The organism is Streptomyces sp. NRRL WC-3742, assembly GCF_000720635.1.
Classification (GTDB): domain Bacteria; phylum Actinomycetota; class Actinomycetes; order Streptomycetales; family Streptomycetaceae; genus Kitasatospora.
In genome coordinates this window covers 14,808-40,287 of the sequence record NZ_JOCF01000031.1, presented here as the reverse complement: position 1 = coordinate 40,287, position 25,480 = coordinate 14,808, and the positions used below count along the sequence as shown (strand labels likewise).

Here is a 25,480-nt window from a genome sequence, read left to right as displayed (position 1 = left end):
TCGCTCGCCCTCGTCGCCGTTCTCGCCCGAACACGACCTGTCCCGACCCGACCCGACCTGACCTGACCTCGCAAGGAGACGATGATGTCGCTCAAGACCGTCAACACCGCCCTGACCACCACCCTGGTCATCTTCGTCCTCTGGTTCGGGACTCGCTTCATGGTGGCCCCGGACACCATCGCGCCGACCTTCGGCCTGCCGAGCTGGCCCTCCGGCGACGGAGACGGCTTCCTGCGACTGAAGGGCATCCGCGACGTCGCGGGCGGCCTGGTCGTGGCCGTCCTGCTCCTGACCGGTCAACGCCGCGCCCTGGGCTGGGTCATGCTGACCGAGACCTTCATCCCGGTCGGCGACATGACCGACGTGCTCGCCCACCACGGCTCCACCGCCATCGCCTTCGGCGTCCATGGCCTGACAGCGGTGGCGGTGGCCGTCACCGGCCTGCTGATCCTGCGCGAGACCCGCGCGGCCACCGCCGCCCCGGCGCCCGCCCCGATGTCCACCCCGGCGCCCGCCGCGCGTTGAGCGTGGAGTGTGGAGCGTGGAGCGAGATGGCCCGTCACCCACGAGGGTGACGGGCCACGTTCGCCATGTGCCCTGCCTCCCGGGCCGGTTCGCCCCGACACGTGCCCCGGCCCCCTCAGCGCCGGGTCACCGCGAAGGCCGCCCCCGCGAGCACGGCCAGCAGCAGCCACACCGCCGCGAACCCGCCCGTCGCGTCCCGCAGCCAGCCCAGCGCGGGCGGCGCCAGCACGACGACCACCTGGTTCGCCGCCATGGCCAGCCCCAGCGCCGAGCCCGTACGCCCCGTCGGCGCCGACTCCGCGACGTGCGCGACCCACGGCCCGTACCAGCCGATCCCGACGAACCCGAGCAGCACGAACAGCGGGCAGGCCGTCACCGGATGCTCCCCGAGCGGCGTGGCGAGGGCCGCCGCGCAGGCCGCGACGCCCGCGAGGCAGGCCCGCACGGTGGTGTGGCGGCCGGAGCGCGCCCGGTCGCTCCACGCCGCCAGGCAGATCCGGCCCGCGATTCCCGCCCCCTGCGCGGCCATCAGCACCAGCGCGGCGGAGGCGACGCTCAGGCCCGCCGCGTCGCGCAGGTGCAGGACGGTGAGCATCAGGACGCCGGTCTGCGCCGCGACCAGCCCGGCGCCGGAGAGCACGATCCGCAGCATCACCGGCTCGCGCAGCATCCGCAGCCCGCCCGGCGCCCGCCCGGCCGCCTGCGGCGCCTCCCCCGGCGGGCGCCGGTAGAGGCCGACGAACACCGCCGCCCCCGCCGCCGCGACCAGCGCCCCGCACACCAGCGTCGCCCGCCAGCCGAACTCCCGCGCCAGCCACGGCTGTACGGCCGCCGCGAGCGCACCGCCCAGCGGCAGACCGGCCTGCCGGATGCCCATCGCCAGCCCGCGCTGCGAGCCGTCGAACCAGGAGGCCACCGACTTGCTGCCGCCCGGCTGCGCGCTGCTGTACCCGGCGCCGACGACCAGCAGCGCGAGCAGCAGCGCCCCGTACCCCGGCGCGGCGGCGCCCAGCGCCAGCCCGATGGCGACGACCAGCGCGCCGACGCCGACGATCCAGCGCTCGTCGTAGCGGTCGAGCAGCCGCCCGACCACCAACAACCCGACCAGCGGCATGAATTGGGCGGCGGAGAGCAGCAGCCCCAGCTGCCCGGTGGACAGGTCGAGCCCGCTCTGCAGGGCGGGCCCGAGCGAGCCGACGCCCTGGACGAAGAAGCAGGTCGCGGCCTGGGTGAAGGTGGCGACGCCGAGGACGGCCCAGCGGTAGCGCGGACGGTGGCGCGGGTGGCAGCGCGGGCGCTCGGCGGCGACGGGCATGGCGAACTCCGGTTCCGTAAGGGGTGATCGGCACGAGCCCACGCTGCTGTAATGCCCTTGTGCACCTCAACCCTTACGGCGCCGACGCCGTCGATCTGGCCGCTTCCCTCGCCAACCGGCGCCCCGTCGACGCCGCCGACCTCGCCGACCGCTGCCGCGCCGCCGGGCTCCTCCTCGAACACCCGGTGACCGGCGAGGACTTGGCGAGGGTGCTGGCCACCCTCGACGCCTGGGAGCAGGTGGTCGACGCCCCGGACGAGCCCAGCCGCGCCGCCCGCCTCAACGCGATGCTCGCCGCCTCCACCTCGCACCCGCGCCTGACCGACCACGGCGGCGACGGCTGGCACCTGCACTACCGGGAGGAGGGGGCGGCCGTCGGTCCGATGCTGTCCGCGCTGATCGCCACCGGCACGGCGTTGCACCTGGTCGGGCGCGGCATGCACCGGCTCGGCCGCTGCGCGGTCGCCGAGTGCCGCCTGGCCTTCGCCGACACCAGCCGTACGGGGCGGCAGCGTTACTGCTCGCAGCGGTGCGCCAACCGCGACGCCGTCCGGCGCCACCGACAACGGGCCGGATCGTCCTGAGGTTCACCCGTTTCCAGATTGACCCAAACATGACACTGCTCTTTGCCCGAACTGCCTACGTAGTGTCAGGATCCGAGCACTGTCCGTACGAGCCACTGGGAGAACCCCATGAGGATCCGTACCGCCCTGCCCGTCGCCCTGCTCGCCGTCGCCGGCCTGTTCGCCGGCCTCGCCGGCGCCAACACCGCCTCGGCGGCCGGCTACCCCGGCTACCAGTGCTTCAAGACCGCCGACCGCGACCAGTACTGCAGCGACTCCAAGGTCAAGAACCACGCCGCCGGCGACGCCTGGATCAAGACCTGCCCCTCCGACGTCCAGGCGCACATCTCCGGCAAGCCGTACATCCTGGCGAGCCGCCCGTCCTCCGCGCACAGCTGCTGAGGTGAGTGGAGCAGGAAGTCGGCCCGTCCGACTTCCTGCTCCACCTGGCACCGGGGGCCGGGGGCCGGGGGTCAGGGGTCAGGCGGTCGGAATGCGGTGCGGCATCTTCCAGCCCTCGGCGAGCCGAGACGGGTGCACGTTCTCCCCGCCGCCGAAGAACTCGCAGAACTTCATGATCAGCGGGTCCCAGCCGAGCGGGTCCACGTAATGGGTGCCGGGGATGACCAAGTCCTCCTCCACGTGGGCCCGGAGGACCTCCACCTCGAAGGCGGTGGCATGCCGCTTCGGGCCACCGAAGGGGTGCACCTCGACGACCCGGCACTCGAGCTGCACCGGGCACTCCGCCACCCTGGGGGGCTTCACCAGATCGCTCGGCTGCTCGGTCAGCTGAGCGGCGCCGAACTTGTCCGGCTCGTACCGGTACCCCTGCTCCACCTTGTACTCCACCAGCGTCGGCTTCCCCGTGGTCAGCGCGAGCCGGTCGACGGCGTCGACCATCGCCGACGAGGGCAGGTTGAGCACGCACTCGCCCTCCCGCAGCAGGTTCGCCGTCGTCTGCGCGCTGTTGCCCAGCCCGATCATGCAGTGCTGGCCCAGCCACCAGGCCGAGGAGATCGGCGCGAGGTTCGGGCTGCCGTCCTCGTTGAGTGTGCTGACCAGCACCACCGGGGTGCCGAAGTACAGGACCTTGAGCCCGGGGACGACGTGCATGCGTTGCGCCTTTCACGGAGGGACGAACCTTCATCGACCCTCCCCGAGCGGAGCCGGAGGCGCTGGCGGAAATACGACACAACGTTCGGCCGCCTACGACCGCGGTCCGACCCCGACGTGTGGTCCGCACTCCGACGACGACACCTGCGTGGCGATCGACCGTGTCGGCGTAAGGAACCCCGCGCCGCACGACGTAGTCCCGGCGTATCACTCCGGTACGCCGGTACCTCCCGGGAGCTACGAACGGCGCCGGACCGTGGGTTGATTCGATACGGAGCCGCGGAACCTAGCGTCGCCCCCATGAAACGCAATCGCCGTATCAGCGCCGTCGCAGCCCTGGCGCTCGCCGCCCTCGTCGCCGGAACCGGCAGCGGGTTCGCCGCCACGACCGCACCGGTGGCCGCACCGGTGGCCACGCACGCGTTAGACACCGCACCGGCCACGGCCACCGCGACCACGCGGTCCTTCCAGGGCGTGCTCCCCGCGCCGACCGGACCCTACGCCGCCGGCGAGGAGATCATCCACCTCACCGACACGAACCGCCCCGACCCGTGGGTGCCGTCGTCCGGCCCCCGCCAGCTGACCGTCACGATGATCTACCCGGCCGTCCCCGGGACCGGGACCCCGGCCCCGTACATGACCCTCGGCGAGGCAGCCGGAATCCTCGGTCACGCGAAGATACCGGCGAGCTCCGGCGTCACCCCGCAGGCCCTTTCCAGCGGGAGCAGATCGACTTCAACTTCGAAACCGCCAGCCGCGCGACGGACGTGTCCTTCGTGATCGACCAGTTGACGCACGGCAATACCGCGTGGCGCCTGGCTCACCTCATCGACAAGCACGAGATCGGCATGGCCGGACACTCCCTCGGCGGAGGGGCGGCCGCCGCCACGATGATCGCCGACCCGCGCGTACGGGCCGGAGTGGACATGGACGGCGCCTTCCACCCGGCCCCGACGCCCGGCCAGATCGACCGGCCGCTCCTCATGCTGGGCCGAGCCGACCACTCGCCCGGCGGCCACGACACCACGTGGGACCAGACCTGGGCCGCCCTCGGCGGCTACAAGAAGTGGCTGACGGTCACCGGCGCCGACCACTTCAGCTTCGCCGACCTGGAGGTACTCCAGAAGCAGGCCGGGTTCCCGGCACAGGGCCTCTCCCCGGAACGCGGGGTGGAGATCACCCGCGAGTACGTGACGGCGTTCTTCGACCAGACACTGAAGGGGATCTGCAGCCCGCTGCTGGACGGCCCCTCGCCGAACAATCCGGAAGTGCTCTTCCAGGGCTAGATCCTGTCCGACGGATCATGTGACGGTCGCCTCGCGTGGGGGTCAGCTGATCCCAGTCCTCGAACGCATCCGGGTCAAGCGCCTCGGCGGTGGGCATCCACACACTCGTCCCGACCACTTGGGCGGCGACAAGGCATAAGGCTCCCGCCGTAATCGCCGCCACCTCCGCAGACGCCAGGATCGGGCGGATAAAACGGTGGCTGTCTGATTCGCTTCCCTGCCACGATCGGGGGGTGACCACGTTGTTCCTGATGGTCGGCCTGCCAGGGGCCGGAAAGACCACGCGGGCTCGGCAGCTCGCCGCAGAGCACGGCGCGCTGCGTCTGACGCCCGACGACTGGATGATTCCCCTGTTCGGCGAGGCGGAGGCGGACGGGAAGCGCGATGTGCTGGAGGGGCGCATGCTCTGGCTCGCCCTGGAGGCGGTCCGACTGGGCACCAATGTCGTCGTGGACTACGGCTGCTGGTCGCGGGACGAACGGTCCGCGGTCCGCTGGCTGGTGGAGGCCGAGGGGGCGTGTTTCCGCATGGTCTACCTGCCGGTGGACGATGAGACCCAACGCGCCCGTATCGCCCACCGCTGGGCGACCACCCCCGAGGAGACGTTGCCGATGTCCGAGGCCGACATCCTGCACGGGCGCGCGCAGTTCGAGGAGCCCGACGCGGCGGAGCTGGCGGGCCGCAGGGTCGCCGGCCCGCCGCCCGGGTGGGTCGACTGGCGGAAGTGGGCCGCCGACCGGTGGCCGTCGTTCGCGTGACTGCTGCGGCCCACGACAACTCAGCCGTACCGGGCGTGCCTGCACCAGCCCGAAATGATCCGCCGGACAGCCCCCAGTGCGGCGCCGGCCAATCAGAGATCAGGTTGCCGGACCAGGAAGTCGGTACTGTCCGCCCACTGATCGACGGCCCCCGTCAGCGGCAGGTCACGCAGGCACGGCTCACTGACGGTCTCCATCAGCGCCCGGGCGAACCGCTCCGCGTGCAGGACCTGGAACGGCCTGCGGTGATACGGCCTGCGGCTCGGGTCGAGCGTCCCCGTGAGCCCGGTGGCGTTGTGCATCCGGCCCACCGCCTCGTACGCATCGCACAGGTGCCGCTCCCTGTCCGCGTACTCGGTCGCCGCCAGAGCACCACGCAGTGACGGGCCCAGCACCCCGGCCGCCTCCGTCCGCGCGAACGCGCTGCCGAGCCACTTGCCGTACGGCGCGTACCGCCGCTCCAGCAGCAGCGCCAGCCGCATCACGTCCCGGACCAGCCTTGCCGCCACCACCGCAGAGCCCAGATCGTCGCCGACCTCCGCGCAGCGCCCGACGAACGCCTCCTCCTGGGAGATCCGCTGCCACTGACACGCCAGCAGATAGCGCCACACCTGGTCCGGGTACCACGCCAACCGCTCGCGGACCGTGCCGAGTTCGCCCAGGTCGTCGCGGAACACCGCTCCCCCGGTCACCTCGGCCAACCTCTGCTGCGGCATCGCCAGCCAGTCGCCGGCCTCCGGCTCCACCGCGCACGGACCGAGCCGCGCCGCCACCCAGGTGTCCACGTCCTGCACGGTCACCCGGTGGTCGACCGGGCCTTCGGTCAGCTCCATGTGCCGGACGGGGTCATGCGGATCGCCGCTGGGACGGAAGTGGGTGGGCCACCCGCGCACCTGCTTGGGCAGGTGTCGCGCCAGGAGGTCTTGGATCTCCTCCCCGTGGCGTTCCACGTCCTCGGGCGTGAGGAACAGCTCCAGGCGCGGCCCCCAGTCGTGGTCCGTCGAGCGCGCGGTGTCGAACCCCAGCACCTCTGACCCGTCCCCGACACGGGCGGCGGCGTACCGGAGCGTTGGGAGGGCGGTGCGAAGGACCGGCCGCACCCCCTCCTCGTACAGGGCCCGCGCGAGGTCGAGGCCGGGGACGAAGGCAGCCGCAGATGTGACCATGCCGCCCACTGTGCCCGTCGCCGCTCAGAGAAGGAACTGGGTAATGGCCCCGGTGACGGCCGCCGCGAGGGTGAGGGCTGCGGCGAAGGTGGCGGCCGCGCGCATGAGGGCGGCGGGGTAGGTGGCGCCGTCGAGGCGGGCGAGGATGCCCGCCGCTGCGCCGGCCAGGAGCGCGAGCAGGGCGACCAGGGCGGTGGCGAGCAGGACGATGGCGATGCGGTTCACGGTGATCTCCCGTTAGCAGGTGGGATGTTGACGTGACCGAAGGTCCCGGAAACGGTGTTCGCCGTGGTCCGGCCGGACGAAGATGAACACCGTTGAACACACGCGGTCGGGAGTTCATGTGGGTGGGAAGGGCGCGCTCGCCGAGCTGCGCAAGCAGCTGAGCGACGAGCGGGCCAGGCAGGGGCTGACGATGACCGCACTCGCCGCCCGAACAGAACTGAGCCGGACCACCCTCCACCAGGCGTTCCAGAGCGACGGCCCCGTCCCGTCCGCCGCGACGGTCGCGGCACTGGGCCGCGCCCTCCACCTGCCGGTCGAGCAACTACTGGAACTGCGACGCACCGCAGCCGGTGAGGCCGAAGCCACGCAGGCCGGGCCCGGCAAGCCGATCGGCCAGTGGGACCCGCACGACCTGGAGGTCCACCCGGCCGGAAGCGACGCTCGCTCGCAGGGGGCGCTGCCCGGGTACGTGCGCCGCGCCCACGACCAGGCCCTGGCCGAGGCGGTGCGCGCGGTCGAGGAGGGCGGCAGTCGGATGGTGGTCCTGGTCGGATCGTCCTCGACCGGGAAGACGCGGGCCTGCTGGGAGGCAGTCCAGCCGCTCGCCGAACGGGGGTGGCGCCTGTGGCACCCCCTCCACCCGACCCGGCCCGAGGCCGTACTCGCCGACCTCGACAACGTGGCGCCCCGCACGGTGGTGTGGCTCAACGAGGCCCAGCACTACTTCACCGGCGAGCGCATCGCGGCCGCCCTGCGCGCGATCCTCACCCGCCCCGGCCGACAACCGGTCCTGGTGCTGGGCACCCTGTGGCCCGAGTACGCCGACACGTACACCGCCCTGCCCCGCCCCGGCCTACCCGACCCGCACGGCCAGGTCCGCGAACTCCTCGCCGGACGCCTCCTCACCGTCCCCGAGACCTTCGACCAGGAAGCCCTCCGCTCCGCCACCGCACTCGCCGAACACGGCGACCCGTTCATGGCCGACGCCCTCACCCGCGCCCACGAACGCATCACCCAGGAGTTGGCCGGCGCGCCCGAACTCCTACGCCGCTACGACATGGGCACCCCCGCCGTCCGCGCCCTGCTGGAAGCCGCCATGGACGCCCGCCGCCTCGGCGTCGGGCTCCACCTCCCGCAAACCTTCCTCACCGACGCGGCGACCGACTACCTCGCCGACCACGACTACGACCAGCTCGCTGAGGACTGGGCCACAACCGCCCTCGCCGAACTCGCCCGCCCCGTCCACGGCAAACAAGCTCCCTTGCGCCGGACCACTGCCCGCCCCCCACGCCGCGCGCCGGGCGAACCAGCGCCCGTCCCGACAACGGAACCGGTCCTCCGCCTCGCCGACTACCTCGAGCAGCACGGACGCACCACCCGCCACCTACTCTGCCCACCCGCCTCCTTCTGGCACGCCGCTCATGCCCACCTCACCGATCCCGACGACCTCAGCAACCTCGCCACCGCCGCCGACTGCCGACACCGACTGCAATGGGCCCACCACCTCCGCAGCCGCGCCGCCGAGGGCGGCCACTCCGACGCCCTGATCCACATGGCGCGGATGCGGGATGAGGCCGGGGATCAGGCAGGCGCCGAAGCCCTCTACCGCCGTGCCGCCGACGCCGACCACCCCATTGCGCTCGTGGAGCTGGCGCGGATGCGGGATGAGGTGGGGGATCGGGCTGGCGCCGAAGCCCATTGCCTCCGAGCCGCCGACATCGGCAACCCCCGCCCCCTGATCGACCTCGCTTGGAGACGGATAGAGGCCGGAGACCAGGCAAGTGCCGAGGCCCTCTGCCACCGCGCAGCCGACGCCGGCCACCCCAACGCCCTGACCGAACTGGCAGACATGCGGGAGTGGGAGGGAGACCAGGCAGGCGCCGAGACCCTCTACCTCCGCGCCGCCGATGCTGGCCATCCCGGCGCCCTGAACAACCTCGCGCGCCTACGAGAGGACGCCGGGCACCGGGAGGAGGCTGAGGCCCTGTATCTCCGTGCCGGCGACGCCGGCAACCTCATTGCGCTCGTGGAACTGGCGCGGATGCGGGATGAGGCCGGGGACCGGGCGGGCGCCGAAGCCCACTGCCTCCGAGCCGCCGACATCGGCAACCCCGGCGCCCTGATCGACCTCGCTTGGAGACGGATAGAGGCCGGCGACCGGGCAGGTGCCGAGGCCCTCTGCCACCGCGCCGCCGACGCCGGCCACCCCAACGCCCTAACCGGCCTCGCCCGCATATTCGAGAGAGCTGGGGACGATGAGAGCGCTGAAGTCCTTTACCAGCAAGCCGCCAACGCTGGCGACACCAGAGCCCTGACCCACCTGACGCGAATGCGAGAGAAAGCCGGGGACCGGGCGGGCGCCGAAGCCCTCTGCCACCGCGCCGCCAACGCCGACCGATCCGGCGCCCCGGCCTGTCTGGCGCGGTTACGCGAGGGGATCGGAGACTTCGAAAGCGCCGAAGCCCTCTACCAGCAGGCCATCGACGCCGGCAGCACCAGAGCCCTGACCGGCCTGGCCTGTTTACGGGAGAAGGCTGGAGACCGGGCAGGCGCCGAGGCCCTCTGCCGTCGCGCCGCCGACGCCGGTCGACCCTATGCCCTGGTGGAGTTGGCGCGGCTGCGCGGGCAGGCCGGCGACGCGGCGAGTGCCGAAACCCTCTACCAGCAGGCCGCCAACGCCGGGCAGCTGGGCTTTCTCGAGAAGGAGATCTGGCCGTACGGCCTGGACCCGGACGGGTCGCCCACTCCCCCATGGTCCTGAACTGAACGCTTCACGCAGGCGAGATGATGGGCATCCCCCTTGCCCCTGCACGACTGGAGGCCCTCATGAGCGGCACGATCCCACCCGAGCGCCAGGGCAAGTGGCGCGCCCAGCGCAGACCCGCCTCCCGGGGCCCGAACCGGGTGCCCGCGCATCCACCGATGCCGGTGCCGCTGCCCGACGAGGAGCCGGAGCCCGAAACCACGGACTGAGCCCCGGTGGTCACCCCCTGACGACGGTGTGGGCGATCAGCGGCCGCCCCCACAGCGCGAGCAGCTCGTTGGCCGTCGCCACCACCTCCACCGGGTGCTCGTCCCCACGCACCTCGACGTTCGCGGCCAGCAGCCCCCGGGGAACTGCCCCGGCGTCGAGGAGGATGCGCCACTCGTCCAGCCCGATCCCCAGGTACTCCAGCCCGCTCATGCCCGCGATCTCCAGCGGGTCGGCGAGCGTGCCGGGGTGCGCGATGAGGGTGCGCAGGCGGGGCAGCCCGGCGATGGGAGCGAGGCTGATCGGTGGCGTATTACCGCCTCGGGATATCCGCACGACCTCCAGGTCGGGATGGGCAGCGGACTCGAGGTCGGCCATGCCGCCGGGCCCGTCACCGACCCGGGCCGTGACCGGCGGCCCCCACTCCACGCCGCCGTCGGCCCGCCCGCCCCGCTCGAAGCCGTTCAGGACCAGCTCCGTCAAGGATTCGCCGTACAGGTCCGCCCCGATGCTCTCCTCATGGCTGATGAGGATGACCTGCCCGAGGTGCCCGCCCGGGCCTGGCGTCATGTCGACGGCGAAGGTGTCACCGCCGTTGCTGCCGAAGGCGATCCAGCCGGGCGAGCCGACCAGGTCAAGGACGGCAGCATCATCCGAGGTGACCACTGCCTCCGTCTCCGCGCTCCGCCGCGAGCCGAGTCGGGTGGCTGCCGTAGCCGCGAACAGCCCGTCCAGGCCGAAGAGTTCGCAGCCGACTGCGGACTCGGCGTCCTCCACCTCGGCGTAGTCGGCCTCCCAGTCCCCCGATCCGTCGGGTCCGGGCGGGCCCACCCTGGTCACGCGGAAGAGCACCTTGAGCTCCTCGGAGAGCGCGACGCCGAGCCGCTCCTCCACTGCCGCGATCTGCTCCTCCGTCGCGCCGACGGCGTCGGGGAGCCTCTCACGCAGGGTCCGTTCCAGCAGCGCCGGATCCGCGGAGGGCGCCGACACCACCCCGGGCACGGCGCGGGGCAGGCGACGCCAGAGCCCGGCGGCCACGCCGTCGACCAGGACGAGCGTGCCCGGGTTGGGGCCCGGATAGCCGAACGCGGGCTCCACGGCGGGGCCGACCTCGAACAGGTGCAGCGCCGTCCGCCCGTCCGGCGCGAAGTCCGCCGCGAACATCACCTCCCGCACGCCCGCCTCCGCGAGCGCACGCTGCACCGGCGCGACAGCCTTCGGATCGCCGAGGAACAGACCCCACCCCGTCGAGGACAACCATCCCGACACGGCGGGCTCACCCCGAAGGAGTGTCAGCACATTTTCCCAGGTGGCGAACTCATGGAGCGCGGTCAACGGAGTCCCTCCGAACGGGTAGGCGGCCCCACGGACCGTACCGGCCGCCGCCGACAGCCGTCCCCCTACGCCGCCGCCTCCCGCAGCGAGGCCGACAGGGCGCGGGCCTCGTGTTCCGTCATCCGGGGCGTCTCGTACGGGACAGCGTTGACCCAGCGCTGCGCCAGCCGGGCGATGCGCTCGCCGTATCGCTCCGCCGTGATGAGGTCGCCTCGCGAGCCCGCCTGGGCGGCGTCGAGGTCGGCGTGGCTCTGGCTCATCAGGCCCAGCCAGGAGCCGAGCCGGTTGACGTCGTCGCGGCTGCCGCCGCTCCAGTTGTTGCCGGGCATGTCGCCCACGCCGATCCACTGCATGCCCATCTGCGCGCCGAAGACGGCGAGTTGCTCCAACACCGTCAGCTTGTCGCCGCTCTGCGAGGCGGACATGGTGAAGGCGCCGGCCAGCTTGTCCTTCCAGCGCTGCTCGATGAACGGCGTGAACGCCGCCTCCATGAACGCCTTGAACACCGCCGAGACGCTGCCCATCAGCGTCGGGCTGCCGAAGACGATCGCGTCGGAGCGGCCGAGCAGCGCCATCGTCTCCTCGTCGTACCAGCGGCCCGAGTTGACGTCCTCGGCCCGGATCTCGGCGAGGCGCACCTCAGCGCCCGGCACCACCCTCGCACCTGCCGCGAGGTGCTCGGCGAGGACCCGGGTGTGGCCGTGCACCGAGTGGTAGACCACCGTCACGGTGACGGTGGGGGCGTGCTCAACATCCCTGACTGCGACTGCCATCTGTCTTCACTGCTTCCGGTCGAGGGGAAAGGGGGAAAGGGGAGAAGTTCCTGCCCACCCATCCCATCCCGACCGCTGCCCGCCATCAACGCCGAACTTCGACGCGCAGCGATCGGCCGCACCGATCGATCGCGCTAGCCTGGCCCCCATGGACAGGATGGAACTGGAGGCGTTCGTCGCCGTCGCGGAGGAACTGCACTTCGGCCGCGCTGCCGCTCGTCTGCACCGGGGACAGCCCACCGTCAGCGAGGCCGTACGGCGACTCGAGGGCAGCCTCGGCGGACGGCTGTTCCACCGCACCAGCCGCCGGGTGTCGCTCACCGAACTCGGCGAGGCGCTGCTGCCCGACGCCCACGCCGCCCTCACCCAGCTGCGCCGCTTCCAGCAGCGCGGACGCGCCCTCGCCTCCGGCGAGGGCCACCTCACCACGCTCGTCGTCGCCCACGCCGAGTACACCTGCTACCACCTGCTGCTGCGCTGCCTGCCCCGGCTGCGCGAACGCTTCCCCGACGTGACGATCGTGCCCGAGCCCATGCCGACCACGGCCCAACTCGCCGCCGTACGGGCGGAGACCATCGGGCTGGGCATCGGCTGGGCGACGGACGGCGTCACCGGCGTGCGGACGCGGGTGCTGTCCACGGAGCGGTTCATGGCACTCGTCCCGGAGGCCCACCCCCTGGCCGGGCACGAGGAGTTGAGCGCGGCTGAGCTGTCCACCACGGACCTGCTCACCTGGCCGCACCAGATCAACAGCGGCCTCTGCGACCGGCTGCTCTCCGCCTTCCGGATCGGCGGCGCGGACCTGCGGATCATCCGCACGGCCGACAGCGTCCACGGCATCGCCGCCCACGTCGCCGCCGGCGCGGGGATCGGCATCACCGTCGAGTCCGCCCTCGACCACCAGCCCCCCGGCCTGCGCATCATCCCCCTGACCGGCCCCTCCACCACCGCCGACCAGGTCATCCTCACCCCGCCCACCCCCTCCGACGCCGCCACCGCCCTACGCGACCTCCTCCTCGCCGCCTCCGAGGAGTAGCCCGGGCCCGGGGCCGTAAACGGCGCGGAGGTGCTCCAGGCAGCCGACGCCGCCGCCGTACGCCCGGTCCTGCACCCCGGCACGGTGCAGGCCGAGCCGCCAACCCGGGTGCAGGCGCAGCGCGGTGGTCACAGCCCGAGCGGCGGCACCGGCGATCCCCGGATCCACCCGCCCACCCCGGCGAACCCACCTCCCCACAGCAACAGTTCGCCGATAGTGCCGCCCGCCGAGGAGACACCCCCCAGCTCGTGCGCCCACCCCCAGCGCGTGCCGAGCGCCCCGCCACCCGGCACGAGCCGCAGGCGACGGCGGAGTAGGAAGTCGAACCGGCCGACTTCTCGTGCAGGAACCCCGCCTTCTACGAGATCCCCCGCACCGGCGTTCCGTACGGCAGGGCGCGACGGCGCGACAGGATGCTGGGAGCAACGTGGGGCCGGGCGATGGCGATCCGGCCCGGGTTCGTCTGTCCGGCGGATCTGGGCGCCGTAGGCTCCGGCCGCTGACCGCGCACGCGCGGTGTCTCTACGGGGACGAGTACCGTCCGACAGCGGCGTGTGCGGGCGGGAGCACCGCGAGCACTACTTCGTCGAAGAGCTGACGTTCGCCGATGCGGACGCGATCCTGTCGATGCTGCGGGAGCTCTGCCCGCAGGTGGTCGATGGCGGGCTCCCGGCTCGTGCTGCGCCAGAGGCCGGACGGGCCGGCGCTGAATCTGCGGCTGCACGGTCCGGACTGGGACGACGTCGCGGCGAAGCTCACGCGGCGAGCCGAAGCGCTGGAAGCCCGCTGACGGAAGCTGCCGGTCAGGTCCCGCGCACGAGAGGTCGAACAGACCGACTTCTCGTGCGCGGGTTTCAGCGGCTGAGGCGCCTGGCCGGAGGGAGCAATCGGCGGGCTCAGTCGGCCAGTTGGGCGCGGAAGACGGCGCTGTTGAAGTAGGCCCTGGCCTCCCGGATGAGGCCCGACTCCTCGTCGAGTTCGTAGATGTTGATGCCGGACCAGTTGACGGGCCGGCCGTCCAGCGCGACCGCCGCTCCGCGCCAGGAGACGGCGACGTGGGGGCCGACGGTGTGTGCTTCGAGGGGGGTCAGGCCGAGGAAGGGGTGGAAGTTCGGGAGGACGGAGGTGATGAAGTCGTGGATCGCGGTGCGGCCGGTGAGCGGGGGCGTGCCGATGGGGTCGTGGAAGACGCCGTCCTCGGTGAAGGAGGCGGCCCAGGTGGCGGCGTCGCCCTCCTGGGAGGCGCGGAAGAACTGCAGGACGGCGGCGGGCATGGCGGGGAAGGTCATCGGGAGTACTCCTCGGGGAGGGTGGACGGGTACGTGCGCAGGAGGTGGACGGTGAGCGCGCCGGCGGCGGCGAGGGCGACGAGGGCGCAGACGCCGGGCCAGCCGAGCAGGGCGTACGCGCGCACGCCGAGCCAGGAGCCGGCGCTGCCGCCGAGGAACGAGCAGGTCATGTAGGCGGTGTTGAGCCGGCTGCGGGCTTCGGGGCGCAGGGCGAAGATGCGGGCCTGGTTGGCGACCTGGCTGCACTGGACGGCGACGTCCAGCAGCAGGAGCCCCGCCGCGAGGGCGGCCAGGCCGAGCGTGCCGCCCGCCGTGCCGCCCGCGAGGACGGCGGCGGCGAGGAGCACCGCAGCCAGGCACCAGGTGTTGACGCGGTCGGGGCCGTCGCGGTCGACGCGGCGGCCCGCGGCGGGGGCGCCGAGCATGCTGGCGGCGCCGATGAGGGCGAGGACGCCGACGGCCTGGGCGTCCATCCGGTAGTGGGGGCCGGTGAGGAGGAGGGCGAGGGCCGTCCAGGCGGCGCTGAATCCGGCGAAGAGGGTGGCCTGGTAGAGGGCGGAGCGGCGCAGGGCCGGTTCGGTGCGCAGCAGGCGCAGGGTGTCGGCGAGCAGCGCGGGGTACCGCTCGCGGGTGACGGGCGCGACGGTGGGCAGGGCGAGGCCGAGGACGAGGGCGAGCAGGCCCGTGAGGGCGGCGGCGACCAGGTAGGGGGCGCGCCAGCCGAGGTGTTCGCCGAGGACGCCGCCGAAGGTGCGGGCGAGCAGGATGCCGCCGATGAGGCCGCCCTGGAGGGTCCCGATGACGGAGCCGCGCCGTTCGGGGGCGACCAGGCCGGCGGCGAGGGGCAGCAGCAGCTGCGGCACGACGGTGGCGACGCCGACCACGGCTGCCGCGGCGGCGAGGGCGCCGGTGGCGGGGGCGAGTCCGGCGGCCAGCAGGGCGCAGCCCGTGACGGCGAGCAGGGTGGTGGTCAGCGGGCGGCGGGGCAGCCGGTCGCCGAGCGGGACGAGGAGGAAGATCCCCGCGGCGTAGCCGAGTTGGGTGAGGGTGGCGATGCCGGCGGCGGTGTCGGGGGTGATGGCGAAGGCGTCGGCCACGAGCGGGGTGAGGGCCTGCGGGAAGTAGACGTTGGCCACACTGACGCCGCAGGCCAGGGCCATCAGCAGCGGCAGTTTCGAGCCGTAGGGGGGTGAATCGGGTCGGGACATCGAGGGGCTCCAACCGAACGAACTAGATGGTTCGGAATGACGGAACAGAGACTGGCAGACCGTTGCCCAGTCGTCAAACGAACTGGTTCGTTACCACCGTTGCCACCGTTACCGCCCCCGCTACCATCGCCCCATGGCGTACGACTCCACAGCGACCAAAGAACGCATCCTCACCGCGGCGGCCGCCGAGTTCGCCGCCCACGGCGTCGCCGGCGCCCGCGTGGACCGCATCGCCGCCTCCGCCCGGGCCAACAAGCGGGCGATCTACGACTACTTCGGCGACAAGGACGGCCTCTTCGCCGCCGTCCTCGAACGCCTCATGGCCGACCTCGCCGAAGCCGTCCCGCCCGGGGACGACGACCTCGCCTCCTACGCCGGGCGCCTCTTCGACCACCACCGCGCCCACCCCGAGGCCCTGCGGCTGCTGCTGTGGGAGGCCCTCGAGATGGGCGACCGGCCCGTCCCCGGCGAGGACGCCCGCCGGCGCCACTACGAGGACAAGCTCCAGGCCGTCCGGGCGGCAGATGCCGGAAAGGACGACAGCGACGCCCGCACCCGCCTCTTCCTCGCCCTCGGCCTGGTCGCCTGGAGCCTCGCCATGCCCCAGGTGCGCCGCATGATCCTCGGCCCCGAGGAGGACCTCGACCGGCTGCGCAGCGACATCTCCCGCGCCGTCCGCGCCCTCCCTCTGCCCGACCACACCTGAGAAACGCCCTCTTCAGACCGTCCGGACGATCGCTCCCCGCCACTCGCGCCGGTAGCCCTCCGACAGCGGCCCGCCCACCAGGTCGAGCACCCGCCGCGCGGCCAGGGCCAGCGGCTCACCCTCGCCCGAGGCGCACAGCAGCCGGTGCCCCTCCAGCAGGGCGGCGCCCAACTCCCCGTCCGCCTCCAGGAGTCGGCGCGGCAGCCACTTGCCGCCGCCGAGCCAGGCCCGCCGGTGGTCGCAGAGCAGGTCGGCGGCGGAGGCCAGCACGTGGCCCGCGACGGCGAGGCGCTCGTACGGGTCCTCGGCGTCCGCCAGGTCGTCGAGCAGGTCGGTGAGCCCGTACCGCACGGTGTCCACCACCTCGGCGTCGAGAGCGGGCGGACCCTGCCGCAGGTCGGCGAGGGCGTGTTCGCGGGCGCGGGCGCCGTGGCCGTGCGGGTCGACGAGCAGCAGGCCCGTGGCGTACATGGACTGGATGACGGCCCGCCGGGAGGAGGCGTCCGCGGCTCGCAGCTCGGCGAGGCCCGCCTCGGTGTGCACGAACAGCTCGACCGGGCGGCCCTCGTGGCGGATCGTCCGCCGGTGGGTGGAGCCGCCCTCCACCACCAGGACGGCGAGGTCGAGGTCGCTGGTGGCGGTGGCGCGCCCGGCGGCGGCCGATCCGGCCAGCAGCACGGCCAGGGCGTCGGGGAGGAGGTCGGCCGCCAGCCGACGGGCCTGATCGATCATCCGCTCACTCACGACGGACGCCCTCGCACATCGCCCCGCCCGGCCCCGGGCGGGCGACCGGGCGGTCGGGCCGGCGGAGATAGTACGTCTACAAGCCGCTGACCTGGCAGATCACGACTCGGCATCCCTTGTCACGATCGTGCGAGGGAGTCGTCACGACCGAGTCAAAACGGTATCGATCGCGTGCGCCGGGCGGCGCGACTGCGCTAAGAACGTACGTCGGAGGCCGCGCTCCCGCGGTCCCACGAAACGGGGGACGTCACTTGAAGCTCATCTCCACCCACCGCCGCACCCTGGCGATCGCCGCTCTGGCGGCCGTCGGCGCGCTCAGCCTGACCGCCTGCAACGACGACGCGGCCAACGGCGACACCGCCGCCACCACCGCGCCGGCCGCGCCCACCCAGGCGGCGCCGACCTCGGCGCCCACCACCCCGGCGGCTCCGGCCACCTCCGCCGCGCCGGCCACCGGCGGCACCACGGGCGGCTCGACCGGCGGTGCGACCGGCGGCGGCGCGGCCCCGGCGGCCGGCACCACGGCCAAGATCGGCCAGCCGATCCAGTTCCCGTACAAGTACGGCAAGGCCACGGGCGACATCTCGCTCACCGTCACCGACATCACCAAGGGCGACCCGGCCGACCTGGCCCCGCTCAAGCTCGGCGACAAGGCCAAGGGCCAGGTGCCCTACTACATCAACTACAAGGTCACCAACGTCGGCTCCACCGACATGTCCTTCTCCAGCCTGACCCAGGTCAAGGGCCTGCTCGCGGACGGCAGCGAGGCGACCGAGGTGTCGATCATCGGCACCTTCGCCAAGTGCCCGCACAACTCGTTCCCGAGCGGCTTCACCAACGGCAAGTCGGTGACCTCCTGCGTGCTGGCGCTGGCGCCGGAAGCCTCCCAGGTCACGGGCGCCGAGTACTGGGGCGACCCGTACACCCTGGGCAAGGGCCTGAACTGGAAGTGACGCCGACCGGCTGAGTAGGGGCGGGGGGGGGGGGGGGGGGGCCCCCCCCCCCCCCCCCCCCCCCCGCCGCACGTCAGAGCGCCGCCACCGCCGCGGCGTCCGCACCGTGCAGGCGCCAGAAGGCGTCCGTCCCGTCCGCGACGATCCGCTCGACCTCCTCGCCCGGCACCGCCAGCGCGCCCCAGAAGGAGCGCTCGGCCACCCCCTGGTAGGTGAGCAGGGTGAAGCGCTCGGCGGCCAGCTCCGGATCGTCCGCCGTGACCAGCCTCCGGCGCGCCCAGACGGCGAAACGGGCCGCCAGGGCGCGGCGTTCCGCGTCGGGACCGGCCTCGAGCCAGGCGTCCAGGACGTCCGCGGGGATGTTCACCACCTCGGCGCGGATCGCCCTCGCGACGGCGCCGTGCTCGCCCGAGCGGAGCAGGGCGCGGGCCCGCTCCACGGCGAAGGCGGCCAGCGCCTCCCGTACGGAACCCGGACCCCCTCCGCCGGCTTCGCCTCCGACCCCGACCCCGACCCCGACCTCGGCCCCGACCTCGGCCCCGACCTCGTCCAGGTGCCCGGCCGCCAGCCGCTCCAGCCGCAGGGTCAGCTCCGCCGCGCTCTGCAGTGCCACCGTCAGGAAGAGCGTCTCCTTGTCGGCGAAGTGGTTGTAGACCGTGCGCTTGCTCACCGCGGCCTCGGCCGCAATGGCGTCCATGCTGGCCCGCGCGAACCCCTCCCGCCCGAAGACCCGCGTCGCGGCCTCCGTGATGGCCCTGCGCTTCTCCGGCCGTCTTGCCCCGTCCCTCGCCACCACCGTGATCTCCTTCATTCCTCGACCCGTTCGTCCTCGCCACCCGGCCGACCACCCGCCGACCACCCGCCGACCACCCGCCGGACGGCCGCCGGACGGCCGGTGAACCAGCCGGTGTACCTTGGCCGTGCCCCTGACTGGCGGGGCTTGTCACCGAACAGCTGTGCTCTATGCTGCGTGTGATCTCTACACCCGTGTAGAGGAAATCCGAAAACGGGCCTGCCCCGGATCGGCGGCGGGAAACCGCGGCCGGGAACCGGCCGGCCGACAACTGCGTCCAGAACTGGCAGCGCCGCAACCGTAGTTCGCACGGCTCCCGGCGACCGCGCCGACACGACGCGTGATGACGCGGGACGATCCGGGGGTGAGTACGTGGCGGGGCAGCGAGGACGGACGGCCGAGCAGGGAGCACGGCGACGGGCGGCGGGCAGACCCTCCGAGCCCGCCGCGCCCCGGCGCGCCCTGCCCGGAGGGCCGGCGATCCCCGCCGTCCTGGCCGTCGGACTGCCGCTGATCGGCGCGGCGGTCGACGAGACCTCCGGCCCCGGCATGGGCGCGGCCTTCCTCATCTGCTCGGTGCTCGGCACCGCCCTGGCGGCGGGCCTGAGCACCCGCAACGGCTGGTGGTGGGTGCTGGCGGGATCGCCGCTGGTGGTCCTGGCCGTCGAGGGCGGCGTCGAACTGCTGGTGAACCCCGACAAGTACGAGGGCAACCACCTGGCCACCGGCGCCGCGAGGTGGCTGGTGCTGGGCTTCCCCGTGATGGCTCTGGCCGCCGCGGCGGCCGTCCTGGTGATCGCGGTCCGGACGATCCGAGGCCGCAGGAGGCAGCATGACTGAGCACGCCGAGCGCAACGAGAGCAGCAGCAACGGCAGCGGCAACGGCGAGAACCCCGGGCCGCCGGAGGGCCGCCGCGCCTCCCGCCGCTCGGCGCAGCCCCCCGCGCCCCGCCGCTCGCCGCTGCTGATCGCCGGACGGACCATCGCCTGCACCGCCGGGCTCGCGGTGTTCGTGGCCGCCGGGGTCACCTGGTACGGGTTCAACGAGCTCACCCGGGGCATGGTGACCTCCAAGGCCCTGGACGAGACCAAGAAGGACGCGCCCAAGCACCTCGACAACTCGGTCAACCTGCTCCTGATCGGCCTGGACAGCCGCAAGGCCATGGACGGCTCGGACCTGCCCGGACAGTTCGTCCAGGACGAACTGCACGCGGGCCACAGCTCCGACATCGGCGGCTACAACACCAACTCGCTGATCCTGCTGCACATACCGGCCAACGGCGGCAAGGTGCAGGCGGTCTCCATCCCCCGTGACGACTACGTCATGACCTACAAGGGCGACGGGACCCAGATGGGCATGGCGAAGATCAAGGAGGCGTACGGCAACGCCAAGGACAAGGCGGACGCGGGCCTGCGGGCCAAGGGGCTCAAGGGCGCCGACCTGGAGAAGGCCGGGCGCGACATCGGCCGCGCGGCCACCATCCGGACCGTCCAGACCTTCGTCAACCAGCCGATCGACCACGTGGCCGAGGTCAACCTCATGGGGTTCTACGACATCGCCAAGGCCGTCGAGCCGATCGAGGTCTGCCTCACCCACGACACCAAGGACCCGGCCATGGAGGGCCAGGGCTCCGGCGCCGACTTCAAGAAGGGCGTCAACAAGCTCAACGCCTCCCAGGCACTGAGCTTCGTCCGCCAGCGCCACAACCTCGACGACGGCCACGGCAACAGCGGTGACTTCGCCCGCACCCACCGCCAGCAGGCGTTCATCTCCTCCGTCGTCCACAAGCTCAAGCAGGACGGCGTGATCAGCGACCTCGGCAAGCTCAGGCAGCTGTTCGGCGTCGTCCAGAAGGACCTCGTCATCGACAACGAGTGGAACATCCTCGACTTCGCCGAGCAGGCCCCGGCGCTGACCGGCGGCAACGTCGAGTTCAACACCCTGACCTTCGACAGGTTCGACACCCGCAACGGCCAGGACGTCAACATCGTCACCCCGGCCAAGATCCAGACCGTCGTCAAGCAGCTCTTCGGCTACGCCGACGCCTCCGCCCCGGTCGCCGCCCCCACGGACGGCGCCACCACGGCTCCCACCGTGCCCGCCGCCCCCACCACGACCGCGCCGCCCACGGCCGCCGGCACCGCCACGGTGGACGTGTTCAACGCCTCCTCCGCCGCCGGGGTCTCCTCCACCGCCGAGGCCAAGGCCCTGGTCGCGATGGGCTTCAAGGAGGGAAGGACCGGCCCGGCCGCCACCCACCCGAAGACCACCACCGTCACCTACGGCAAGGGCGCCAAGGAGGCGGCCGACCAGATCGCCGCCCGCTACGGCGTGAGCGCCACCGAGTCCGCCTCGGCCGCCGCCGACCACGTGGTCGTCACCCTCGGCGCCTCCTTCACCGGGGTCGCCGCCGACAGGACGGCCGCGCCCACACCCGGCACCCCCGCCAACCAGGCCCCGAACGTGTCCGTCCAGGGGCCGGCGGTCGACGCCCAGTCCGACGGCGGCATCCCCTGCGTCTACTGACCGGCCGGCCCCTGAACGGACTCCGGCGCCCCCGCAGGTGACAGGGGCGCCGGAGTCCGTCTCCACGAGCGGGTCCACGAACAGGTCAGTCCACCGTCCAGGTGTCGCTGCCGACCAGCAGCTTCGCCAGGTCGCCCCGGCCACGGGCCGCCTCGGCCTCCTCCAGCTGGCTCGCCATCAGCTCGTCGTACACCGGCCGGCTCACGTCCCGCAGCACCCCGATCGGGGTGTGGTGCAGGGTGTCCGCGTCGGCGATCCGCGAGAGGGCGAACGCTCCGGAGGGGCTGGGGGCGTGGGCGTCGTGCACCAGCACGTCCGCCTCGTTGGCGGCGGTGACCGGCGCCGTGAACAGCTCGCCGTCCGCACCCCGGAAGACGCCGCCGGCGCCGTCCGCGCCGAAGCGCACCGGCTGCCCGTGCTCCAGGCGGATCAGCGCCTCGTCCCGGGTGCCGGGCTCCTTGAGGACCTCGAAGGCGCCGTCGTTGAAGATGTTGCAGTTCTGGTAGATCTCCACCAGCGCCGTGCCCTCGTGCTCGGCGGCCGCGCGCAGCACCGACTGCAGGTGCTTGCGGTCCGAGTCGATGGTGCGCGCCACGAACGACGCCTCCGCCCCGAGCGCCAGCGACAGCGGGTTGAAGGGCGCGTCCAGGGAGCCCATCGGCGTGGACTTGGTGATCTTGCCGACCTCGCTGGTGGGCGAGTACTGACCCTTGGTCAGGCCGTAGATACGGTTGTTGAACAGCAGGATCTTCAGATTGACATTGCGTCGCAGTGCGTGGATCAGATGGTTGCCGCCGATGGACAGCGCGTCGCCGTCACCCGTCACCACCCACACGCTCAGGTCCCGGCGGGAGGTCGCCAGCCCCGTCGCGATCGCCGGGGCGCGCCCGTGGATGGAGTGCACCCCGTAGGTGTTCATGTAGTACGGGAAGCGCGAGGAGCAGCCGATGCCGGAGACGAACACCGTGTTCTCGCGCTTGATCCCCAGCTCCGGCATGAAGGACTGCACCGCCGCAAGGATCGCGTAGTCCCCGCAGCCGGGGCACCAGCGCACCTCCTGGTCGGTCTTGAAGTCCCGTGCGCTCTGCGGCACTTCGGTCTTGGGCACCAGGCGCAGCGACGTGAAGCCGCGCCCCTCGGAAACGCCGTCACTCATCAGTGGTCCTCCTCGTCCAGGGTGCCGATCGCCGCCCACAGCACGTCCGCCAGCTGCGCCGCCTTGAACGGCAGCCCGCGCACCTGGTTGTAGGACTCCGCGTCCACCAGGTACCGGGCACGCAGCAGCAGCGCCAGCTGGCCCAGGTTCATCTCGGGCACGATGACCTTCTCGTAACTGCGAAGCACCGCACCGAGGTTGGCCGGGAACGGGTTGAGGTTGCGCAGGTGCGCCTGGGCGATCTCGCCGCCGTCCGCGCGCACCCGGCGCACCGCCGCGGTGATCGGCCCGTACGTCGAGCCCCAGCCCAGCACCAGCACCCGGGCCTCGCCGCTGGGGTCGTCCACCTCGACGGGCTCGACCGTGATGCCGTCCACCTTGGCCTGGCGGGTGCGGACCATGAAGTCGTGGTTGGCCGGGTCGTAGGAGATGTTGCCGGTGCCGTCCTGCTTCTCGATGCCGCCGACGCGGTGCTCGAGGCCCGGGGTGCCGGGCAGCGCCCAGGGCCGGGCGAGGGTGGCCGCGTCGCGCAGGTACGGCCAGAAGGAGCCGTCCTCACGGTTGGGGCCGGTCGCGAAGTCCGGGTCGATGGACGGGAGTTCGTCGACCTCGGGGATGCGCCAGGGCTCGGAGCCGTTGGCCAGGTAGCCGTCGGAGAGCAGGAACACCGGGGTGCGGTAGGTGACGGCGATGCGGGCCGCCTCCAGTGCCGCGTCGAAGCACTCGGCGGGGGTGGCCGGGGCGACGATCGGCACCGGCGCCTCGCCGTTGCGCCCGAACATCGCCTGCAGCAGGTCCGCCTGCTCGGTCTTGGTCGGCAGGCCCGTGGAGGGGCCGCCGCGCTGGATGTCCACGACCAGCAGCGGCAGTTCGAGCGAGACGGCGAGTCCGATCGTCTCGGACTTGAGCGCCACGCCCGGGCCCGAGGTGGTGGTCACGCCCAGCGCCCCGCCGAAGGCCGCGCCCAGGGCGGCGCCGATCCCGGCGATCTCGTCCTCGGCCTGGAAGGTGCGCACCCCGAAGTTCTTGTGCCGGGAGAGCTCGTGCAGGATGTCGGAGGCCGGGGTGATCGGGTACGAGCCCAGGTAGAGCGGCAGTCCGGCACGCTCGGCGGCGGCGATCAGGCCGTAGGACAGGGCCAGGTTGCCGGAGATGTTGCGGTAGCGGCCGGCGGGCAGGCGGGCCGGCGGCACCTCGTAGGAGACGGCGAAGGTCTCGGTGGTCTCACCGAAGTTCCAGCCGGCCCGGAAGGCGCTGATGTTGGCCTCGGCGATCTGCGGCTTCTTGGCGAACTTGGAGCGCAGGAACCTCTCGGTGCCGTGGGTGGGCCGGTGGTACATCCAGGACAGCATCCCCAGGGCGAACATGTTCTTCGCCCGCTCGGCGTCCTTGCGGGCCAGGCCGCTGTCCTTGAGCGCCTCGACGGTGAGCGTGGTGAGCGGCACCTTGTGCAGGTGGTAGCCGTCCAGCGAGCCGTCGCCGAGCGGGTCGGCCTCGTAACCGACCTTCGCCAGCGCGCGTTTGGTGAACTCGTCGGTGTTGACGATGATCTCCGCACCGCGCGGCAGGTCCGCCAGGTTCGCCTTGAGCGCCGCCGGGTTCATCGCCACCAGTACGTTGGGGGCGTCCCCGGGGGTGAGGATGTCGTGGTCGGCGAAGTGCAACTGGAAGGACGAGACGCCGGGCAGGGTGCCGGCGGGTGCGCGGATCTCGGCGGGGAAGTTCGGCAGCGTGGAGAGGTCGTTGCCGAAGGACGCCGTCTCGGAGGTGAAGCGGTCACCGGTGAGCTGCATGCCGTCACCCGAGTCGCCGGCGAACCTGATGATCACCCGGTCGAGTCTGCGAATGGGCTTGCCGCGCGGTGGCCCGCCCGGGGCGGGAGGGCCGGCGGGCACGGTCGCACCGGAGCGGTCCTCACCGCTGCCGACACGGCCCTCGCCGCCGTCCGAACCGTCCACTGCTTCTGACTGATCGACCTGACTGGTCACTGCCGCGGACCTCCTCGTGGGTGCACCCCCGCGGGCGCGGCCCCGTGCCCCGTCCGCTTGGTGCACCTCTCGCATCCTATGCGCGCGAGGTCGACCCTGACTGGAACTCCCGCATGCGGCGGGAAAGCGCCGCAGCGCGCCGCAGCCGCGCACCCAGGACAACATCCGGGCGGCGGCCGCCATTCCGAAGGGGTCCGGTCCCCAGGGACCAGGCCCGTGTCTTAGGAGTTGAGGTAGGTGAGCACCGCGAGGACCCTGCGGTGGTCCTGCTGGCTCTGGGCGAGCCCGAGCTTGAGGAAGATGTTGCTGACGTGCTTCTCCACGGCGCCGTCCGAGACGACCAGTTGCCTGGCGACGGCCGCGTTGGTGCGCCCTTCGGCCATCAGCCCCAGCACCTCGCGCTCGCGCGGGGTGAGGTTGGCCAGAACGTCACCCTTGCGGCTGCGGCTGAGCAGCTGCTGCACCACCTCCGGGTCCAGCGCGGTGCCGCCCTCGGCCACCCGTACCACCGCGTCGGCGAACTCGCGCACCTCGGCGACGCGGTCCTTGAGCAGGTAGCCGACGCCCCGGGTGGATCCGGCCAGCAGCTCGGAGGCGTAACGTTCCTCCACGAACTGCGACAGCACCAGCACGCCCAGCTGCGGATAGCGACCGCGCAGCTCCACACAGGCGCGAAGGCCCTCGTCGGTGTGGCTGGGCGGCATCCGCACGTCGGAGACCACCACGTCCGGCAGCGCGTCGGCGGCCGCCAGCTCGTCCACCGTGCGCAGCAGCGCGTCACCGTCCCCGACGCCCGCGACCACCTCCAGGCCCCGGTCGGTGAGCAGTCTGGTCAGACCCTCCCGCAGCAGTACGGAGTCCTCGGCGATGACGACGCGGCGCATGGCGACCTTCCCGGCTGGGGTGAGCGGACGACAGCCAGTCTCCCCCATCGCGGACACCTCACATGGCCCGGGTCACAGGCCCCGCAGGGGCCGAGGTCACGGGCCATGTCACGGCCCCGGCGCGGGTCTCACACGGCGCGGGCCTCACATGGTGCGGGTCCCACAA

At 72.6% G+C, this 25,480-nt stretch carries 29 protein-coding genes and 1 pseudogene; 16 read left to right on the top strand and 14 right to left on the bottom strand.

Features of this window, described 5'->3' with window-relative positions:
* The first annotated feature begins 84 nt into the window (after positions 1-84).
* The gene (locus tag IH61_RS0118395) at positions 85-525 is read left to right on the top strand and encodes a DUF4267 domain-containing protein (RefSeq protein WP_031071043.1); all 441 of its coding nucleotides are present in this window, start codon (positions 85-87) and stop codon (positions 523-525) included.
* 115 nt (positions 526-640) lie between these two features.
* Here the strand turns inward: IH61_RS0118395 and IH61_RS0118390 are convergent, their stop codons facing one another.
* Positions 641-1,840, bottom strand: coding sequence for an MFS transporter (locus IH61_RS0118390; protein ID WP_051837354.1), 1,200 nt, complete (start codon positions 1,838-1,840; stop codon positions 641-643).
* A gap of 59 nt (positions 1,841-1,899) precedes the next feature.
* On the opposite strand from IH61_RS0118390, the gene IH61_RS0118385 reads away from it, so the two are divergent.
* Positions 1,900-2,424, top strand: a complete 525-nt coding sequence (locus IH61_RS0118385; protein WP_031071037.1) for a CGNR zinc finger domain-containing protein — start codon at positions 1,900-1,902, stop codon at positions 2,422-2,424.
* A gap of 108 nt (positions 2,425-2,532) precedes the next feature.
* Positions 2,533-2,805: a hypothetical protein gene (locus IH61_RS0118380; RefSeq protein WP_031071035.1), complete on the top strand. Its 273-nt coding sequence runs from the start codon at positions 2,533-2,535 to the stop codon at positions 2,803-2,805.
* A 78-nt stretch (positions 2,806-2,883) separates the two neighbouring features.
* Here IH61_RS0118380 and IH61_RS0118375 read toward each other — a convergent pair whose 3' ends face one another.
* Positions 2,884-3,516 carry a flavin reductase family protein gene (locus IH61_RS0118375; protein WP_031071033.1) on the bottom strand — a complete coding sequence of 211 codons (633 nt, stop codon included), beginning with the start codon at positions 3,514-3,516 and terminating at the stop codon, positions 2,884-2,886.
* A 300-nt stretch (positions 3,517-3,816) separates the two neighbouring features.
* Here IH61_RS0118375 and IH61_RS48605 point away from each other — a divergent pair, with 300 nt between their 5' ends.
* From IH61_RS48605 to IH61_RS0118365, 4 genes and pseudogenes are all read left to right on the top strand, one after another.
* The gene (locus IH61_RS48605; protein WP_051837352.1) at positions 3,817-4,296 is read left to right on the top strand and encodes a hypothetical protein; all 480 of its coding nucleotides are present in this window, start codon (positions 3,817-3,819) and stop codon (positions 4,294-4,296) included.
* Positions 4,293-4,802 carry an alpha/beta hydrolase gene (locus IH61_RS48600; protein WP_051837349.1) on the top strand — a complete coding sequence of 170 codons (510 nt, stop codon included), beginning with the start codon at positions 4,293-4,295 and terminating at the stop codon, positions 4,800-4,802. Before IH61_RS48605 ends, IH61_RS48600 begins: the two co-directional genes overlap by 4 nt.
* A 43-nt stretch (positions 4,803-4,845) precedes the next feature.
* A pseudogene (locus IH61_RS47760) lies at positions 4,846-4,938 on the top strand (IS5/IS1182 family transposase); the annotation flags it as partial.
* 64 nt (positions 4,939-5,002) lie between these two features.
* Complete coding sequence (locus IH61_RS0118365; RefSeq protein ID WP_267884030.1) at positions 5,003-5,560, top strand: ATP-binding protein; 558 nt, start codon at positions 5,003-5,005, stop codon at positions 5,558-5,560.
* A gap of 92 nt (positions 5,561-5,652) precedes the next feature.
* On the opposite strand, the gene IH61_RS0118360 is transcribed toward IH61_RS0118365, so the two are convergent.
* Positions 5,653-6,726, bottom strand: coding sequence for a DUF4037 domain-containing protein (locus IH61_RS0118360; RefSeq protein WP_031071030.1), 1,074 nt, complete (start codon positions 6,724-6,726; stop codon positions 5,653-5,655).
* A 24-nt stretch (positions 6,727-6,750) separates the two neighbouring features.
* Positions 6,751-6,951: a hypothetical protein gene (locus tag IH61_RS0118355; RefSeq protein WP_420713953.1), complete on the bottom strand. Its 201-nt coding sequence runs from the start codon at positions 6,949-6,951 to the stop codon at positions 6,751-6,753.
* A 118-nt stretch (positions 6,952-7,069) separates the two neighbouring features.
* Between IH61_RS0118355 and IH61_RS0118350 the strand changes: the two genes are divergently transcribed.
* Positions 7,070-9,712, top strand: coding sequence for a helix-turn-helix domain-containing protein (locus tag IH61_RS0118350; protein WP_031071026.1), 2,643 nt, complete (start codon positions 7,070-7,072; stop codon positions 9,710-9,712).
* 65 nt (positions 9,713-9,777) lie between these two features.
* On the top strand, positions 9,778-9,924 hold the full coding sequence (locus IH61_RS47010) for a hypothetical protein (protein WP_158845072.1): 147 nt from the start codon (positions 9,778-9,780) through the stop codon (positions 9,922-9,924).
* Positions 9,925-9,934: 10 nt separating this feature from the next.
* Here IH61_RS47010 and IH61_RS0118340 read toward each other — a convergent pair whose 3' ends face one another.
* Entirely contained in the window at positions 9,935-11,257 is a 1,323-nt protein-coding gene (locus IH61_RS0118340; protein ID WP_031071023.1) for an SMI1/KNR4 family protein, read from the bottom strand.
* Between the two features lie 65 nt (positions 11,258-11,322).
* Positions 11,323-12,030: a flavodoxin family protein gene (locus tag IH61_RS44630; RefSeq protein ID WP_078911209.1), complete on the bottom strand. Its 708-nt coding sequence runs from the start codon at positions 12,028-12,030 to the stop codon at positions 11,323-11,325.
* A gap of 148 nt (positions 12,031-12,178) precedes the next feature.
* Between IH61_RS44630 and IH61_RS44625 the strand changes: the two genes are divergently transcribed.
* On the top strand, positions 12,179-13,066 hold the full coding sequence (locus tag IH61_RS44625) for a LysR family transcriptional regulator (protein WP_078911208.1): 888 nt from the start codon (positions 12,179-12,181) through the stop codon (positions 13,064-13,066).
* On the opposite strand, the gene IH61_RS47000 is transcribed toward IH61_RS44625, so the two are convergent.
* Positions 13,031-13,198 (bottom strand): hypothetical protein, encoded by a 168-nt coding sequence (locus IH61_RS47000; protein ID WP_158845069.1) that lies wholly within the window; start codon positions 13,196-13,198, stop codon positions 13,031-13,033. The genes IH61_RS44625 and IH61_RS47000 overlap by 36 nt on opposite strands.
* A 526-nt stretch (positions 13,199-13,724) precedes the next feature.
* Here IH61_RS47000 and IH61_RS49605 point away from each other — a divergent pair.
* Complete coding sequence (locus IH61_RS49605) at positions 13,725-13,856, top strand: hypothetical protein (RefSeq protein WP_267884027.1); 132 nt, start codon at positions 13,725-13,727, stop codon at positions 13,854-13,856.
* A 106-nt stretch (positions 13,857-13,962) separates the two neighbouring features.
* On the opposite strand, the gene IH61_RS0118310 is transcribed toward IH61_RS49605, so the two are convergent.
* Positions 13,963-14,355 (bottom strand): nuclear transport factor 2 family protein, encoded by a 393-nt coding sequence (locus tag IH61_RS0118310; protein ID WP_031071017.1) that lies wholly within the window; start codon positions 14,353-14,355, stop codon positions 13,963-13,965.
* Positions 14,352-15,563: an MFS transporter gene (locus tag IH61_RS0118305; protein ID WP_051837347.1), complete on the bottom strand. Its 1,212-nt coding sequence runs from the start codon at positions 15,561-15,563 to the stop codon at positions 14,352-14,354. The genes IH61_RS0118310 and IH61_RS0118305 overlap by 4 nt, the downstream gene beginning before the upstream one ends.
* A gap of 133 nt (positions 15,564-15,696) precedes the next feature.
* On the opposite strand from IH61_RS0118305, the gene IH61_RS0118300 reads away from it, so the two are divergent.
* Entirely contained in the window at positions 15,697-16,269 is a 573-nt protein-coding gene (locus IH61_RS0118300) for a TetR family transcriptional regulator (RefSeq protein WP_031071013.1), read from the top strand.
* 12 nt (positions 16,270-16,281) lie between these two features.
* Here the strand turns inward: IH61_RS0118300 and IH61_RS0118295 are convergent, their stop codons facing one another.
* A complete protein-coding gene (locus IH61_RS0118295; protein WP_037972991.1) occupies positions 16,282-17,013 on the bottom strand; it encodes a nucleotidyltransferase domain-containing protein in 732 nt (243 codons plus the stop codon).
* Between the two features lie 251 nt (positions 17,014-17,264).
* Here IH61_RS0118295 and IH61_RS0118290 point away from each other — a divergent pair, with 251 nt between their 5' ends.
* The gene (locus tag IH61_RS0118290; protein WP_051837346.1) at positions 17,265-17,966 is read left to right on the top strand and encodes a hypothetical protein; all 702 of its coding nucleotides are present in this window, start codon (positions 17,265-17,267) and stop codon (positions 17,964-17,966) included.
* A 73-nt stretch (positions 17,967-18,039) separates the two neighbouring features.
* On the opposite strand, the gene IH61_RS48595 is transcribed toward IH61_RS0118290, so the two are convergent.
* Positions 18,040-18,663: a TetR/AcrR family transcriptional regulator C-terminal domain-containing protein gene (locus IH61_RS48595; RefSeq protein WP_324607606.1), complete on the bottom strand. Its 624-nt coding sequence runs from the start codon at positions 18,661-18,663 to the stop codon at positions 18,040-18,042.
* Between IH61_RS48595 and IH61_RS49965 the strand changes: the two genes are divergently transcribed.
* The 3 genes from IH61_RS49965 (at position 18,662) to IH61_RS0118275 (ending at position 21,286) form a co-directional block, all read left to right on the top strand.
* On the top strand, positions 18,662-18,865 hold the full coding sequence (locus tag IH61_RS49965; protein ID WP_324607605.1) for a hypothetical protein: 204 nt from the start codon (positions 18,662-18,664) through the stop codon (positions 18,863-18,865). The two genes, IH61_RS48595 and IH61_RS49965, sit on opposite strands and share 2 nt — an antisense overlap.
* A gap of 266 nt (positions 18,866-19,131) precedes the next feature.
* The gene (locus IH61_RS42955) at positions 19,132-19,599 is read left to right on the top strand and encodes a DUF6542 domain-containing protein (protein ID WP_051837345.1); all 468 of its coding nucleotides are present in this window, start codon (positions 19,132-19,134) and stop codon (positions 19,597-19,599) included.
* On the top strand, positions 19,592-21,286 hold the full coding sequence (locus IH61_RS0118275) for an LCP family protein (protein ID WP_031071004.1): 1,695 nt from the start codon (positions 19,592-19,594) through the stop codon (positions 21,284-21,286). The genes IH61_RS42955 and IH61_RS0118275 overlap by 8 nt, the downstream gene beginning before the upstream one ends.
* A gap of 85 nt (positions 21,287-21,371) precedes the next feature.
* Here IH61_RS0118275 and IH61_RS0118270 read toward each other — a convergent pair whose 3' ends face one another.
* The 3 genes from IH61_RS0118270 to IH61_RS0118260 all read right to left on the bottom strand — a co-directional run bounded on the left by IH61_RS0118270 (position 21,372) and on the right by IH61_RS0118260 (position 25,314).
* A complete protein-coding gene (locus IH61_RS0118270; RefSeq protein ID WP_031071002.1) occupies positions 21,372-22,442 on the bottom strand; it encodes a thiamine pyrophosphate-dependent enzyme in 1,071 nt (356 codons plus the stop codon).
* Positions 22,442-24,430 (bottom strand): 2-oxoacid:acceptor oxidoreductase subunit alpha, encoded by a 1,989-nt coding sequence (locus tag IH61_RS0118265; RefSeq protein ID WP_031070999.1) that lies wholly within the window; start codon positions 24,428-24,430, stop codon positions 22,442-22,444. The genes IH61_RS0118270 and IH61_RS0118265 overlap by 1 nt, the downstream gene beginning before the upstream one ends.
* 221 nt (positions 24,431-24,651) lie before the next feature.
* Positions 24,652-25,314, bottom strand: a complete 663-nt coding sequence (locus IH61_RS0118260) for a response regulator transcription factor (RefSeq protein WP_031070998.1) — start codon at positions 25,312-25,314, stop codon at positions 24,652-24,654.
* Between the last annotated feature and the right edge of the window lie 166 nt (positions 25,315-25,480).

Coding starts and splice junctions, on each gene's coding strand:
- IH61_RS0118395 (WP_031071043.1), top strand. CDS start 85: ATGTCGCTCAAGACCGTCAACACCGCCCTGACCACCACCCTGGTCATC.
- IH61_RS0118390 (WP_051837354.1), bottom strand. CDS start 1,840: ATGCCCGTCGCCGCCGAGCGCCCGCGCTGCCACCCGCGCCACCGTCCG.
- IH61_RS0118380 (WP_031071035.1), top strand. CDS start 2,533: ATGAGGATCCGTACCGCCCTGCCCGTCGCCCTGCTCGCCGTCGCCGGC.
- IH61_RS0118375 (WP_031071033.1), bottom strand. CDS start 3,516: ATGCACGTCGTCCCCGGGCTCAAGGTCCTGTACTTCGGCACCCCGGTG.
- IH61_RS48605 (WP_051837352.1), top strand. CDS start 3,817: ATGAAACGCAATCGCCGTATCAGCGCCGTCGCAGCCCTGGCGCTCGCC.
- IH61_RS0118360 (WP_031071030.1), bottom strand. CDS start 6,726: ATGGTCACATCTGCGGCTGCCTTCGTCCCCGGCCTCGACCTCGCGCGG.
- IH61_RS47010 (WP_158845072.1), top strand. CDS start 9,778: ATGAGCGGCACGATCCCACCCGAGCGCCAGGGCAAGTGGCGCGCCCAG.
- IH61_RS44630 (WP_078911209.1), bottom strand. CDS start 12,030: ATGGCAGTCGCAGTCAGGGATGTTGAGCACGCCCCCACCGTCACCGTG.
- IH61_RS44625 (WP_078911208.1), top strand. CDS start 12,179: ATGGACAGGATGGAACTGGAGGCGTTCGTCGCCGTCGCGGAGGAACTG.
- IH61_RS49605 (WP_267884027.1), top strand. CDS start 13,725: ATGGCGGGCTCCCGGCTCGTGCTGCGCCAGAGGCCGGACGGGCCGGCG.
- IH61_RS0118310 (WP_031071017.1), bottom strand. CDS start 14,355: ATGACCTTCCCCGCCATGCCCGCCGCCGTCCTGCAGTTCTTCCGCGCC.
- IH61_RS0118305 (WP_051837347.1), bottom strand. CDS start 15,563: ATGTCCCGACCCGATTCACCCCCCTACGGCTCGAAACTGCCGCTGCTG.
- IH61_RS0118300 (WP_031071013.1), top strand. CDS start 15,697: ATGGCGTACGACTCCACAGCGACCAAAGAACGCATCCTCACCGCGGCG.
- IH61_RS49965 (WP_324607605.1), top strand. CDS start 18,662: ATGCTGGCCCGCGCGAACCCCTCCCGCCCGAAGACCCGCGTCGCGGCC.
- IH61_RS48595 (WP_324607606.1), bottom strand. CDS start 18,663: ATGGACGCCATTGCGGCCGAGGCCGCGGTGAGCAAGCGCACGGTCTAC.
- IH61_RS0118275 (WP_031071004.1), top strand. CDS start 19,592: ATGACTGAGCACGCCGAGCGCAACGAGAGCAGCAGCAACGGCAGCGGC.
- IH61_RS0118270 (WP_031071002.1), bottom strand. CDS start 22,442: ATGAGTGACGGCGTTTCCGAGGGGCGCGGCTTCACGTCGCTGCGCCTG.
- IH61_RS0118260 (WP_031070998.1), bottom strand. CDS start 25,314: ATGCGCCGCGTCGTCATCGCCGAGGACTCCGTACTGCTGCGGGAGGGT.